Source organism: Aromatoleum tolulyticum (assembly GCF_900156155.1).
GTDB lineage: Bacteria > Pseudomonadota > Gammaproteobacteria > Burkholderiales > Rhodocyclaceae > Aromatoleum > Aromatoleum tolulyticum.
In genome coordinates, this window is sequence record NZ_FTMD01000003.1 from 123,404 (window position 1) to 137,255 (window position 13,852).

Below are 13,852 nucleotides of genomic sequence, written 5' to 3' on the forward strand. Positions count from 1 at the left end.
CCCTTTTTTGCCGAATGGAGACACCCAAGATGAAGACCCGCCAGGTCCTGACCCTCGACGACGCGCGCAAGGTCGCCACAGCGGCCGAAGCCGAAGCCCTGCGCAACGGCTGGGCGGTCACGATCGCAATCTGCGACGAAGGAGGCCACCTGCTGTGGTTGCAGCGCCTGGACAACGCGCCGCCGTCGAGCGCCTATGTCGCCCCCGAAAAGGCCCGCACCTGCGTGATGATGCGCAAGCCCAGCAAGGCCATTGAAGACATGGTCAACAACGGCCGCTACGCCGGTCTCGGCCTGCCTGTCACGCCGCTCGAAGGCGGCGAGATGATCGTCGTCGGCGGCGAGGTGATCGGCGCGGTCGGCGTCTCCGGCGTCAAGTCCTCCGACGACGCACTGATCGCGCGTGCGGGCATCGCGGCGATCGGAGCCTCGTACAGCCTCTGATTGCCGCACCGGCGGTGGCACGGAACGCGGGGGGGCAAAATCAACTATTGCTCCCCCCGCGGCAAGCGCCCAAAATCCCGTCGGTATCATGCCGGCCGCACAGCAGCCTCCGGCACTGCAGTCAGGACGAGCACATCATGCTATTCAATTCGGTCAACCAGCACTGCCTCGAACGCATCGTCGAACTCGCGGAAACGCGGACGGTAGAAGCTGCGGAAGACATTTACGACGAACGCGGGATGAAGCTCTGGGCAAAGGGCAAGCCCGTTTCCGCCGACCTGCAGGAAAAACTGCTGCGCCGCAAACTCGCGAAACCGCTCGAAACGACCCTCGCCGTCGAGGGGGCCGTCGCATTCGGCGACATCGCCAGTGCGTGCATGGCGCACATCGAACAGAATCCGCTGCTCGCCCGCATCGCCACCCGCGACGCGATCGGGCTCATCAACGGCATGCGCAACGTGCCGCTGCCCCAACCGCTGCGCCTTCTGCTCACCACGGCGCATGCCAAAGGCAGCAGCAGCTTCAAGCACGCACAGACCACCGTGATCATCTGCGCCGGAATCGCCGCGCGCCTGAATGCGACCGATCACGATGCCCAGCTCCTGCTGATGGCCGCCCTCGTGCACGACCTCGGCGAGATGTACATCAACCCCGACTACCTGCGCGACAGCTACCAGCTCGAACCGGCAGAGTGGAAGCACGTGGCAAGCCACCCGCGCGTGGGCCAGCTCCTCATCGCCGAACTCACGACGCTGCCGGCCGCGGTCGGCCAGTGCGTCGCGCACCATCACGAACGCCTCGACGGCAGCGGCTACCCGAACCAGGTAGACCGCAGCGGGCACAGCCGGCTCGGCTCGTGGCTCGCGGTCGCCGATTCCGTCGGTGCCATCCTGTCGCGCGGCGATGACGGAGCCGCCCTGCGCGCCTCGCTGGCGCTGCGCATCGTTCCCGAAGAATTCGACCACGATGCGGTCGCGGTCATCACGCAAGCGTTGCGCAACGGCGACGACGTATTCGGGACAACACCGGCGGGAGACTTCAACGCGCGCGTCCAGGCAAGCTGCAAGCGCATGAACGCCGCCATGGCCGAAGCCGAAGCGCTGGTTGCACGGGGTCCGACGCCCTTCGTGCGGCATACGGCCACCAACGCACTCGCCCTGCTCCACAACCTGCTCAAGTCGCTGCGCTCGACCGGGGTCATGGAGGCCGATTCCCTCGGTGCCGCGAACCTCGACGGCGAACTCGTCGCCGAAATCAATCTCGTGATCCGCGAAATCGAATGGCGCATGCGCAACCTCGCGCGTAACCTGCACCTTCGCGCCGAAGCGCAGACGGAAGGAAGTCCGCTCGAACGAATCGCCCCGCTGATCCGCGCACTCGACGGCAGCGGCATTCCCACGACCGCGTGACCGCAGTCCGGACGCCATTGCAACGAGCTCCCGACCGAAGTCCAGGCGGGGTAAACTTTCACGATCGACAATCACACGGGATCGCGATGAAGGATTTCGACTCTCAGGCACGAGCATTCGGCGAGCAGATCGAGGCCGAAATTGCCGAAGGCCATCTCAGCTTCCCGACCTCCCTCGACGTCTCGTTGCGCATCAAGCGGCTCGCCGACAGCCCGGCGTCCTCGCTCGAAGAGATCGCCGCGGCGGTCAAGACCGAGCCCGTTCTCAGCGCCAAGACCGTGCGCATGGCGAACGCCGTCGCACTCAACCCCCATGCCACCCCCATCACCAACGTCGCGGATGCCGTGCGTCGCATCGGTCTCTCGTCGCTGCGCTGCCTGGCCTTTTCGGTCGCGGCCGAACAACTCGCACAGGATCACCGCTCGCCCAAAATGCGCGCCATCGCCTCCGGGCTGTGGATGCACTCGGTCGATGTCGCGGCCTGGTCCTACGCCCTCGCTCGCGATCTGCGCGTCGTGAATCCCGACACCGCGATGTTCGCAGGCATGATGGCCGACATCGGGCAGTTTCTGCTGCTCGCCCGCTCGGCCGACTATCCCGCCCTCGAGGACGACCTGCCACGTTTCGCCGAGTTCGTGACCACCTGGAGCGAACCCGTCAGCGAGTCTGTGCTCGAAGTGTTCGAACTGCCCGAATCGATCCTGGACGCGTTCGAGTGCAGCAATCCCTACGGCGGCGCCTGGCCCCCCGCAAACCTCGCCGACATCCTCTTCGTCGCGGGCCTCGCGGTCGAAACGCCCAATCCCTTCGACAAACTGCTCGGGCTGGATCACCGCGCCGGCCTCCTTGACGCAGCCACGCACAACATCGACCCGCAGGATCTCGCCCACCTGCTCGAATCCGCCCGTGAAAACCGCCAGCTGATCCTGGCTGCGCTCTGCGGCTGACGCCCCCGTGCGCGTCACCCTGGTCCATCCCGCCGGATTCAACTTCGTCCCCGGACAGCCCGATTTCTCGGTGCTGGCCAACCGCATGGCGCCGATCGGCATCCTGTCGCTCGCCGCCTGGCTGGACCGGCACGGTCACGAAACCGCCGTCCACGACTGCCTCGGACCGTTCGCGCCGCCCGGCATCGAAGCCAACGTCGACGCCATCCTCGCCACCGAACCCGAACTCGTCGGCTTCTCGGCGACGACCTCGGCATTCATGGACGCCATCGACATGGCGGCAAGCATCCGGCGCCAGCGGCCGGACATCCGTATCGTCCTCGGCAACGTCCACGCCTCCTCGATCGGCGCGCCGCTGCTCGAACACTTCCCCGAGATCGACTACCTGTGCATCGGCGAGGGCGAAGGCCCGCTGCTCGACCTCGCCGACGGCAAGCCCGCGGCCGCGATCGACAATCTCGTGTGGCGCGACGGCCCGCGCATCGTCGCCAACCCGCGCCGGCCGCGCATCCTCGACCTCGACGAACTGCCCTTCCCCGCCTACGAAAAGCTCGCCGGCTTTCCCGCCGGCTACCACCTGCCGCTCTTCTCGTACGCCAAACGCCACGGCGCCACGATGATCACCTCGCGCGGCTGCCCCTACACCTGCTCGTTCTGCGACCGCACCGTGTTCGAACGCCTGTACAAGGTCAATTCGGCCACGTACATCTACGCACACATGAAGCACCTGCGCGACAAGTTCGGCGTCCACCACATCAATTTCTACGACGACCTGTTCACCGCTAGCCGCAAGCGCGTCGACGAACTGTGCCGCCTGCTCATCGAAAAACCGCTGGGCATGCAGTTCAACTGCGCCATCCGCACCGGCCACACCTCGCAAGAGATGCTGCACCAGCTCAAGCGCGCCGGCGCGCTGATGGTCTCGCTCGGCATCGAATCGGCCGACCCGGCAATGATGGAACGCCACAAGGCCGGCGTCACCCTCGACGCCGTGCGCGACACCGTCCGCAAGATCCACGCCGCGGGGCTGCGTGCCAAGGGCCTCTTCATCTTCGGCCTGCCCGGCGAAACTCCGCAGACGCTGCGCGCGACCAGCGACTTCATCCTCTCGCTCGATCTCGACGAGATGAACATGACCAAGTTCAGCCCCATGTACGGCGCGCCGATCTGGGACGAATGCGCCGACGGCAGCAACGGCGACTTCCGCGAGGACTGGCGCCTGATGAACTGCCTCAACTTCGTCTACCGTCCCGCAGGCTTCGCCTCGCGCGAGGAGATGGACGCCCTCTACAACTGGCACGTCCGCCGCTTCTACGACAGCAAGGGCTACCGCCGCCGCTTCGCCCGCCGCCTGCGGGAACACCGCTGGAGTCTCTGGCACCTCGTCAGGAACCTCCCGCGCGTAGTCAAGGCAGCGCGCTACTTCAGTGCCAATCGCGCCCAGCTCGAAGCCGCCCGCCGCGACTTCCCCGCACACCCGCGCCAGCCCGCAGGATTGAAGGCCCTGCTCGGCGCAGAACTGCAGGCCGACAACGCGCGTTCGGCCGCCCCGGTTGCCGTCGTCCGCCTGGAGCCATCCCCGACGGTCCGCAGCACGGCACATGGCGCCGTCTAAGGATCGCACCGCCGTGCTGCGCAGCGAGTTGTCATCGCCCCGCGCGGCGCATAAGATTATCGGCCTGAACGTCCCTCCAACGGCGTACACACGCCCAGCCCGAGCAGGTACCCGATGACAGAGGAAGCATTCGACCACGTCACCAGCCTGCAGATCCGGCTCACGGAACTCCGCAACGAGCACCGCGACCTCGATGACGCCATTTCGCGTCTGCAGGACTCCCCGCAGGAAGACGAACTGCTGCTGCGCCGCCTGAAGAAGCGCAAGCTCGCCCTCAAGGACCGCATTTCCGTCATCCAGCGCATGCTCGACCCCAACGAACTGGCGTGAGCCCCGCTCGCGCCGAGGACCACAACCGGCACCGCCGATGACCCAGCCCAAGACCTTCGGACCCGAAACCCTCGCGCTTCACGCGGGCCAGTCTCCCGACCCCGCCTTCGGCGCCCGCGCCGCCCCGATCTACTTCACCACCAGCTACGTCTTCCCCGACACCGACCACGCCGCGGAGCTGTTCAATCTCGAACGCCCCGGCCACGTCTATACGCGCATCTCCAACCCGACCAACGCGATGCTCGAGGAACGCATCGCCGCCCTCGAAGGCGGGGTCGGCGCGATCGCCGTCGCGAGCGGACAGGCCGCCCTGCATCTCGCGATCACCACGCTGATGGGCACCGGCGGCCACATCGTCGCCTCGCACGCGCTGTACGGCGGCTCGCACAACCTGCTCGCCTATACGCTGCCGCGCTTCGGCATCACCACCACCTTCGTCGATCCGCACGACCCGGATGCCTGGCGCGCCGCCGTTCGCCCCGAGACGCGGCTCTTCTTCGGCGAATCGCTCGGCAATCCCGGCCTGGACGTACTCGACATCCCCGCGGTCGCCGACATCGCGCACGCCCATCGCCTGCCCCTGCTGGTAGACGCGACCCTCGTCACCCCCTGCCTGCAGCGCCCGCTCGCACTCGGCGCCGACCTCGTGCTGCACTCGGCGACCAAGTTCCTCGGCGGCCACGGCGTCGCGGTCGGCGGCCTGCTCGTCGACGGCGGGCGCTTCGACTGGGAAGCCTCCGGCCTCTTCCCGACGCTCACCGAACCCTACGACGGCTTCCACGGCATGGATTTCGCCGAGGAATCGCCCATCGCCGCCTTCCTGCTGCGCGCGCGGCGCGAGGGCCTGCGCGACTTCGGCGCCTGCCTGTCGCCGATGAACGCGTTCCAGATCCTGCAGGGCATGGAAACCCTGCCGCTGCGCATGCGCGCCCACGTCGCCAACGCGCGCAAGGTCGCCGAACACCTCGCGGCCCATCCGCTCGTCGCCCATGTCGCCTGGCCCGGCCTCGCCAGCCACCGCGACCACGCGCTCGCCGCCCGCCTGCTGCCCGACGGCGCCGGCTCGGTGCTGTCCTTCGAATTGAAAGGCGGCCGCGCCGCCGGCCGCGCCTTCATCGAGGGCCTGCGGGTGTTCTCGCACCTCGCCAACGTCGGCGACGCCAAGTCCCTCGTGATCCACCCGGCCAGCACCACCCACTTCCGCATGTCCGCGCAGGACCTCGCCGCCGCCGGCATCGGCGAAGGCACCGTGCGCCTGTCGGTCGGACTCGAAAGCGTCGACGACCTCATCGAAGACCTCAACCGCGGCCTCTACGCCGCCGGCCGCGTCGTGCAGGGTTAAACCATGGAACTGAGCGTCAACGACACGCCCGCCTATCTCTACACCGGCGGCCGCCCCTTCGATCGCCAACTGCCGGTCGTCGTCCTGATCCACGGCGCCGGCCACGACCACAGCGTGTGGAACTACCAGGCCCGCCGGCTCGCACACCACGGCTTCGCCGTGCTCGCACCCGACCTCCCCGGCCACGGACGCTCGCAGGGCAGCCCGCTGCCCACCATCGAGGCCCTCGCGGACTGGGTCGAGGCCCTGCTCGACGCCGCCGGCGTCGTCCACGCCGCCCTCGCCGGCCACAGCATGGGTTCGCTCGTCGCCCTCCAGACGGCCGCGCAGGCACCGGCGCGCATTACGAAACTCATCCTGATCGGCAGCGTCGCGCCGATGCCCGTCGCGCCACCGCTCCTCGAAGCCGCCGCACACGCGCGCGATGCCGCGCACGGGATGATCAACCAGTGGTCCTACACCCCCGCCTCACAACTCGGCGCGAGCCCCGTCCCCGGCATTTCCCTCACCGGCCTCAATCAGCGCCTGATGGAACGCCAGCGCGCAGGCGTGCTCGCAAACGACCTCGCAGCATGCAATGCCTACCTGGGCGGCCTCGACGCCGCAGCGCGCATCGCCGTCCCGTGCGCGATGCTGTGCGGCGAACGCGACCAGATGACGCCCCGAAAGGCCGTCAAGCCCCTGCAGGAAGCGCTCGCCAAGGTTCCCGGCGGCGCGCGTATGATAGTGATCAAAGGCGCCGGTCATGCGATGATGGCCGAAGCGCCCGATGCGGTAGGCGATGCCATGCGAGGCTTCCTCACCAGCGCATAACACAACAACATGGAAGCCCCGTTCGCTGCCGCACGACAAGACCCCCAACAGGAGAGAGCCATGTCGCAGCAGAACGATACGGGTACGGCAGCAGAAGAACCTGTCTTTCCGACCGTCCGCGAAGTCGATGCGGGCGCCCCCCTGCGCTGGATCAGGCGCGGAATCGACGATTTCCGCGCCTGTCCGATTCCCAGCCTGTTCTACGGTTTCTGCTTTGCGGTAATGGGCCTGCTCGTCACGATGGTGTTCGAGCACGCCTACGAATACACCGCCGCGATGACGTCAGGATTCCTGCTGCTCGGCCCCTTCCTCGCGATGGGCCTGTACGAGATCAGCCGCAGGCACGAAGAAGGACAGGTCTGCGCCCTGCTGCCGACGCTCACCGTGTGGCGGCGCAACGCCGGCAACATCGGCATCTTCGCGGTCGTCCTCGGGGTGATCTTCCTCGTCTGGGCGCGCGCTTCGCTGGTCATCTTCGCCCTCTTCTACACCAACGAACTCCCCAACCTCAGCGGCTTTCTCAACCAGCTCGTGACGCTCGAGAATCTCGAGTTCCTGCTCGTCTATTTCTGCGTCGGACTGCTGTTCGCCTGCATCGTGTTCGCCGCCAGCGTGATCTCCGTCCCCCTCATGCTCGACCGCAACCAGGACGCCATATCCTCGATGCTCGCCAGCATCGGAGCCCTCGCCCGCAACCCCGGCGCGATGGCCGTGTGGGCCTTGCTCATAGTCATATTGACTATAATCGGATTCCTCAGCTTCCATCTCGGGCTGGTGGTACTGATGCCTGTCGTCGGCCATGCCAGCTGGCACGCCTACCGCGACCTCGTCGCCCCTGCCGGCGACGCTCCGCCACCGACAGCGCCTGTTGAACAAGCCCCTTGAACAAGCCCCCTTCGGACCACCGTCATGCATTCCGCCCAGGAACTTGTCGCCAACGTCATAACACTCGCCTCGCTGCCGACCATATATCTGCGCATTCGCGATGAACTCGACGCGCCGACGGGTTCGGTCGCCGGCGTCGCCCACGCCATCAGCGCCGATCCCGCCATCGCCTCCAGCCTGCTGCGCCTTGCCAACAGCGCCTTCTACGGCTACGGCGGGAAGATCGACACCATCTCGCGCGCCGTGACGGTTCTCGGCATCCAGCAGGTGCACGATCTCGTGCTTGCCATATCGGTGAGCGGCGCGTTTTCCCTGTTCGCGCCCCGCCACCTCGACATGCCGCGCTTCTGGCGCGGAAGTGTCATGCGCGGCCTCGCTGCACGCGAGATCGGCCGGAACCAGGGCATGATCGGAGTCGAACGACTGTTCGTCATCGGAATGCTGTCGGACATCGGTCATCTGGTGATGTACCAGACGGTGCCGGAGCTCGCGGACGAAGCGCGTACGGTCGCGGCCGCCACCCGCGAACCACTGCACGAGGCGGAGCGTCGCATCGTCGGCTGCGATCACGCCGAGGTCGCAGCCGCCCTGATGGCACACTGGCGCCTGCCGACCAGCTTCGTCGACATCGTCGGAGCACAGACCACGCCGCGCCTCGGTGGCGACTACGTCTACGAGGCGGCGATGGTGCACGTGGCCGCGCGCATTGCCGAAGCGGACCAGGAAAACGAATCGAGCACCGCTGCCGCCGAGCGCATCGACCCAGTAATCTGGACCCTGCTCGAAATGGAACCGGCCAGCCTGCGCCGCATCCGCGAAAGCGCCGAACTCGACCTCGCGGGCTATACCGCGCTCTTCTTCCCCAACCTCGGCAACGAACGCGCACGCGCCTGAGCCACCGCACGCCAGCGGTCCGGCTGCGGCACCTCGAACAACTCCCGGGCAAATGGAAGGGCCGCCCCTACCGCGTCCGCGGCGAGCGCCGACAAGCCCTCGCCCAGCTCGAAGCGGACGGCGCGTAACCCCAGGATGAAGGCCGGGGGCGGCTCCGCCCCCTCGATGCGGCGGAACACATCCAGCACGGCCTCCGGCGACAGCGCATGGGAAAAACTCGACACCGGCCCATTTCCGTCGGCTTCGGCGAACTCGAAAGGCGTCTCCAGGCCGCAGGCCGCATCGACGAACAGCGCCAGATCGGCGCCGCGCAGCTCCAGCGCATGCTCGACCTGGAGTTGAAACTCGCACACCACCCGCGCGCTGGCCGGCAAATCGCCCTCGAGCTGCTGCACTAACAGCGGTCCGGCCGCATCGTCCCCGCGCGATTCGTTGCCGGTGACGAAGATCACCAGCCGACTGGAATCACTCACGCACCACCCGATCGACGACCTCCCCGCCGGCATCCGCCAGTTCCAGCACCAGCGGCATCTTGCCCAGCGCGTGGGTCGCACAGGACAGGCACGGGTCATAGGCCCGGATCGCCACCTCGATGTGATTGAGCAAGCCCTCGGTCAGCTTCCGCCCGTCCAGGTAGCGACGTGCGACTTCCCGCACCGCCGTGTTCATCGCCTGGTTGTTGTGCGTCGTCGACACGATCAGGTTGCACATCGTGACGAGGTCGTCGCCGCCGACCTGGTAATGGTGGATCAGGGTGCCGCGCGGCGCCTCGATGATGCCGACCCCCTCGCTCCCGCGCTCCCCGTCCGCCAGCAGCGCGCCCTCGAGCAGGTCGCCGTCCCCCAGCAGGTCGCGGATCGTTTCCGCCGCGTGCAGCATCTCGATCATCCGCGCCCAGTGATAGGCCAGCGTCGCCCTGACCGGTTCGCCCCGGCCGTGATCGATGAACTCGCGGCGCTCGGCCTCGGCCAGCGGTGTCGGAATGAAATCGCAGTTCTGCACCCGCGCGAGCGGCCCCACCTGGTACCACCCCTCGTCCGGCCCCAGCTGCTGCAGGTAAGGGAACTTCATGTAGCTCCAGGGCTTGACCTGCTCCCGGATGAGACTGCGGTAGGACTGATCCGGCACCTTGTCGATCAGGATCTTTCCATCTGCATCGCGAAAGCGCAGCGCCCCGTGATACAGGTCCATCGCCCCGTCGGCCCGCACGAGGCTCATCACGTTGGCGCGGAGGCGCCCGAACTCGTCGTACAGCGCGGGATCGGCCCGATGCAACCGCTTCACCAGCTCGACCGCCGCACGGCTCCACTCCACCATGTGATCGATCTCCGCACGCAGCGCGTCACGATCCTCCACCGCGAGATGCCGGTTCATCCCGCCGGGCACCGAACCGGTGCCGTGGATGCGCTTGCCGGCGGTCGCGCGGATCACCTCCTGGCCGAACTTGCGCAGCAGCACGCCCTGCCGCGCCACCTCCGGGTAAGCCGCGGCGACACCGACGATGTTGCGCTTGCCGACTTCGGACTCGAAGCCGAACAGCAGGTCCGGCGACGACAGGTGGAAGAAATGCAAGGCGTGCGATTGCAGGATCTGCCCGTAGTGCATCAGGCGGCGCAGTTTCTCGGCCGAACGCGTGACCGGAATGCCCAGCACCCGGTCCATCGCCTTCGACGCCGCAAGGTGATGGCTGACGGGACAGATGCCGCACAGGCGCTGCACCATCACCGGCACCTCCCAGTACGGGCGCCCCTGGATGAACACCTCGAAGCCGCGGAACTCCACGATATGGAGACGCGCCTCGCGAACATGGTCGTCTTCGTCGAGCAGCAGCGTCACCTTGCCGTGCCCTTCGACGCGCGACACCGGGTCGATCACGACCCGGCGCAATTGCTCCCTGTCGGCAGCGGTTTCAAGCGACGAATCCATGCGAGACCTCAATCGAAACGCAACAAGGGATGCGCCAGGCGCGGCGTGCGACCGCCGATCAGGTCGGTCAGGAACTTCCAGATCGCATCGCCCGACGGCGGACATCCCGGTATGAAGTAATCGACCCGCACCACCTCGTGGATCGGGTGTACCCGGTCGAGCAGCAGCGGCAGTTCAGGGTCGTCCGGAACGCCCCCCTCCTCGATGCCGTCGCGCTTCACGTACACCTGCTGCAGGCAATCGCCGAGATCGAGATGATTGCGCTGCGCCGGCAGACCGCCATTGATCGCGCACGCGCCGACCGCGACCAGCGTCTTGCAGTTGCGGCGGAACTCGCGCAGCACGTGCACGTTCTCGGCATTGCACACCCCCCCCTCGATCAGGCCGATGTCGCAGGGACCGCAGTGCTTGATGTCGGTCAGCGGCGAGCGGTCGAACTCCACGACCTTCGCCAGCTCGAGCAGGCGCTCGTCCATGTCGAGGAAGGACATGTGGCAGCCGAAACATCCCGCCAGCGAGGTCGTCGCAACGCGCACGCGGGGCATACCGATGCTGTCGCTCATTCGCCCTTCTCCATCGCAACGGTGCTGATCGACGCTTCGTCGTACTTGCGCTCGCCGATCGGCAGCGCGAAACCCACCCGCTTGTGCAGGATCACGCCGACCGGGCAGATGTCCGCCGCCCGGTCGCCCACCGCGAAGTCCGTATCGGCCAGCCGCCCCGACTCCGCATTCACGACCAGATGCTTGCGGATGCCGCGCCCGGTCAGCGCGAACACGCCCTTGTGATCCACATCACGCGACGCCCGCACGCACAGCTCGCAGAAGATGCAGCGGTTGAAATCCAGCAGCACGTCCGGATGCGACGCGTCCACCGGGCGGTCCGGGTAGAAGTGCGCAAAGCGCGCGCTGCTCATGTCCAGCTCGTACGCCAGCGCCTGCAGCTGGCAGTTGCCGCTCTTCTCGCACGAAGGGCAGAAATGGTTGCCCTCGACGAACAGCATCTGCAGGAGCGCCCGCCGCTCGCCGTTGATCTCCGGCGTGTTGCTTTCCACCTCCATCCCGTCCCGCGCCGGCAACGCGCAAGACGAAACGTGGCGCCCGCCGACCTTGACGATGCACAGCTTGCACGAGCCGTGCGGCGGAAAATCCGGGTGCCAGCACAGGTGCGGAATATAGTGACCGGCCGCGCGTGCGGCCTGGAGTATCGTCTGACCTTCCTCGAACGGCACCGGCTGCCCATCGAACAGGAACTTCCCGCCCATCGCTATACCTCCTCCCGCCAATCCAGGTGCGCGGCCGGATCGTCGCGGCCGGTCATGCGACGCGCCGTTTCCAGCGCCGCATCGAGGTCGAACGCCGGCTTGAAGTCGAGCGACACGAGTCGCCGCTCGTAGGCCGGCCGGAACTTGATCAGCGTGTCGATCACCGGATTCGGTGCGCTCGACCCGAGCCCGCAATGGCTCGCATTCTTCAACAGCCGGTCCAGCCACTCGATGTCGGCCAGATCCATCTTCGCCCCCTTCCCGCTCGCGAGCTTGTCCATGTAGCCCTTGAGCAAGGCCGTCCCGACGCGGCACGGCGTACAGAATCCGCAACTCTCGTGGGCGAAGAAGTGCACGAAATTGCGTGCCATCTCGAATGGATCGCGGCGGCCATCGAACACCATGAAGGCCCCGGCCGTGGGTACGTCCTCGAACGCGATACGCCGGTGGAACTCGTGGCCCGCGATCGTCACACCTGACGCGCCGCCCACCTGGACGACCTGCGGATCGTGCGCCCCGCAGTCCTCGAGCACATGCTCGATCGTCACGCCGAAGGGATACTCATACACCCCGGGATACGCGCAGTCCCCCGAGATCGAAAGGAGTTTCGTGCCGGTCGATTGCGGCGTTCCCGTCGCCGCAAAGGCCGCACCACCCTGCACGGCGATCAGCGTGGTCTTCGCCAGCGTCTCGACGTTGTTCACCACGGTCGGACGCCCAAGATAGCCATGCGTGACCGGGAACGGCGGCCTGATTCGCGGCGTTCCGCGCTTGCCTTCGAGCGATTCGAGCAAAGCCGTTTCCTCGCCGCACACGTAGGCGCCGGCGCCCAGATGGATGTCGATATCAAAGTCGAATCCCCCTTCGCCGAGGATCCGCGCCCCGAGAAGGCCCGCGGCGCGGCGCAGCGCCAGTACCGCCCGCAGATGCTTCAGCAGATAGCGATACTCGCCCCGCAGGTACAGCAAGCCCTGCCGCGCGCCCGTCGCCCACGCCGCGAGGGTCATCCCCTCGAAGATGCGCTCCGCCTGGCTCGCGAGCAGCACGCGATCCTTGAACGTGCCCGGCTCGCCTTCGTCCGCGTTGCACACCACCACCTTGTCGGCGCCCGGCGCATCGCGACAGGCCATCCATTTCACCGCTGTCGTGAAGCCCGCCCCGCCACGCCCGCGCAAGCCGGAAATGCGCACTTCCTCGAGCCAGCCCTGCCGCCCGCGCGCCATCGCCGCCTGCAGCGCCGCCCCGGGAACGAAGTCTTCCCCGAGCAACGCCCCGCGCCGGCGGATGTTGTCGTCGACGTGGAGATAGTCAGCGGGCCAATCGGCCAATGGCGTGCCGGCGCGTACCAGCGATGCGATGCGCTCGACGCGCGCCTCGTCGAGTCGCGTCACCGCAAGCCCATTGACCAGGATCGCCGGTCCCTGGTCGCCCATGCCCGTACACGACGTCGTGTCGACGCTCACCGCCCCGTCCGCCGAAACCTCTCCCGGGGCCACCTCCAGCAGGCGGCAAAGGCTCTCCATCAGCCCGCGGCTACCCAGCATCCGGTCGATGATGTTGTCGGAAAAGAGGATGCGGTAACGGCCGACCGGCTCCATGTGCAGGAAACTGTAGAACCCGGCCACACCTTCCACGCGAGAGCGCGGCAAGTCGAGCAGGTCTGCAATGCGCGTCAGCGACGCCGGCGGCAAATGGCCGATGCCGTCCTGCGTCTCGATAAGAATCTGCAGCAATTGCGAGGGTTCCCGCCGATGGTGCTCGACCGCCTGTGCTGCTATCCGCTCGGCATCCTGCATGGGCAAACTCCGGAGCATGCTCTATGCAAGAATTTTAGCAGCAAGTGATGCTGCAGTGCGTCGTAGGGCAAGACACAAATATTTCCATCCCCTCCTGCAGGACGGTCATCACCCGACGCATCCCGACACGGCCCCGAAACCCTTTGCGGGCGCGACTTCCAGCTTCGCGAGCCACCCAAAGGCACTAC

14 protein-coding genes are annotated in these 13,852 nt (G+C 66.9%); 9 read left to right on the forward strand and 5 right to left on the reverse strand.

What is annotated here, in order from left to right; all coding sequences use genetic code 11:
• Positions 1-29: 29 nt before the first annotated feature.
• The 9 genes from BW991_RS05570 to BW991_RS05610 all read left to right on the forward strand — a co-directional run bounded on the left by BW991_RS05570 (position 30) and on the right by BW991_RS05610 (position 8,678).
• The gene (locus BW991_RS05570) at positions 30-443 is read left to right on the forward strand and encodes a GlcG/HbpS family heme-binding protein (protein ID WP_076601116.1); all 414 of its coding nucleotides are present in this window, start codon (positions 30-32) and stop codon (positions 441-443) included.
• Positions 444-580: 137 nt separating this feature from the next.
• On the forward strand, positions 581-1,852 hold the full coding sequence (locus BW991_RS05575) for an HD-GYP domain-containing protein (RefSeq protein ID WP_076601117.1): 1,272 nt from the start codon (positions 581-583) through the stop codon (positions 1,850-1,852).
• A gap of 86 nt (positions 1,853-1,938) precedes the next feature.
• A complete protein-coding gene (locus BW991_RS05580) occupies positions 1,939-2,799 on the forward strand; it encodes an HDOD domain-containing protein (RefSeq protein WP_076601118.1) in 861 nt (286 codons plus the stop codon).
• 7 nt (positions 2,800-2,806) lie between these two features.
• Entirely contained in the window at positions 2,807-4,414 is a 1,608-nt protein-coding gene (locus tag BW991_RS05585) for a B12-binding domain-containing radical SAM protein (RefSeq protein ID WP_076601119.1), read from the forward strand.
• 114 nt (positions 4,415-4,528) lie between these two features.
• A complete protein-coding gene (locus tag BW991_RS05590) occupies positions 4,529-4,744 on the forward strand; it encodes a DUF465 domain-containing protein (protein ID WP_050416593.1) in 216 nt (71 codons plus the stop codon).
• Between the two features lie 37 nt (positions 4,745-4,781).
• Entirely contained in the window at positions 4,782-6,086 is a 1,305-nt protein-coding gene (locus tag BW991_RS05595; protein WP_076601120.1) for an O-acetylhomoserine aminocarboxypropyltransferase, read from the forward strand.
• 3 nt (positions 6,087-6,089) lie between these two features.
• Complete coding sequence (locus BW991_RS05600; protein WP_076601121.1) at positions 6,090-6,899, forward strand: alpha/beta fold hydrolase; 810 nt, start codon at positions 6,090-6,092, stop codon at positions 6,897-6,899.
• Between the two features lie 60 nt (positions 6,900-6,959).
• Positions 6,960-7,784, forward strand: a complete 825-nt coding sequence (locus tag BW991_RS05605) for a DUF2189 domain-containing protein (RefSeq protein WP_076601122.1) — start codon at positions 6,960-6,962, stop codon at positions 7,782-7,784.
• 24 nt (positions 7,785-7,808) lie between these two features.
• Positions 7,809-8,678: an HDOD domain-containing protein gene (locus BW991_RS05610; protein ID WP_076601123.1), complete on the forward strand. Its 870-nt coding sequence runs from the start codon at positions 7,809-7,811 to the stop codon at positions 8,676-8,678.
• Here the strand turns inward: BW991_RS05610 and BW991_RS05615 are convergent.
• The 5 genes from BW991_RS05615 to BW991_RS05635 are packed head-to-tail and all read right to left on the reverse strand — an operon-like array spanning position 8,627 to position 13,664.
• On the reverse strand, positions 8,627-9,130 hold the full coding sequence (locus BW991_RS05615; RefSeq protein ID WP_244551619.1) for a hydrogenase maturation protease: 504 nt from the start codon (positions 9,128-9,130) through the stop codon (positions 8,627-8,629). The two genes, BW991_RS05610 and BW991_RS05615, sit on opposite strands and share 52 nt — an antisense overlap.
• Before the next feature lie 13 nt (positions 9,131-9,143).
• Positions 9,144-10,604: a Ni/Fe hydrogenase subunit alpha gene (locus tag BW991_RS05620; protein ID WP_076601125.1), complete on the reverse strand. Its 1,461-nt coding sequence runs from the start codon at positions 10,602-10,604 to the stop codon at positions 9,144-9,146.
• 8 nt (positions 10,605-10,612) lie between these two features.
• Positions 10,613-11,167 carry an NADH-quinone oxidoreductase subunit B family protein gene (locus tag BW991_RS05625; protein WP_076601126.1) on the reverse strand — a complete coding sequence of 185 codons (555 nt, stop codon included), beginning with the start codon at positions 11,165-11,167 and terminating at the stop codon, positions 10,613-10,615.
• Positions 11,164-11,868, reverse strand: coding sequence for a 2Fe-2S iron-sulfur cluster-binding protein (locus BW991_RS05630; RefSeq protein WP_076601127.1), 705 nt, complete (start codon positions 11,866-11,868; stop codon positions 11,164-11,166). The genes BW991_RS05625 and BW991_RS05630 overlap by 4 nt, the downstream gene beginning before the upstream one ends.
• A 2-nt stretch (positions 11,869-11,870) precedes the next feature.
• Positions 11,871-13,664, reverse strand: coding sequence for an NAD(P)H-dependent oxidoreductase subunit E (locus BW991_RS05635; RefSeq protein ID WP_076601128.1), 1,794 nt, complete (start codon positions 13,662-13,664; stop codon positions 11,871-11,873).
• Between the last annotated feature and the right edge of the window lie 188 nt (positions 13,665-13,852).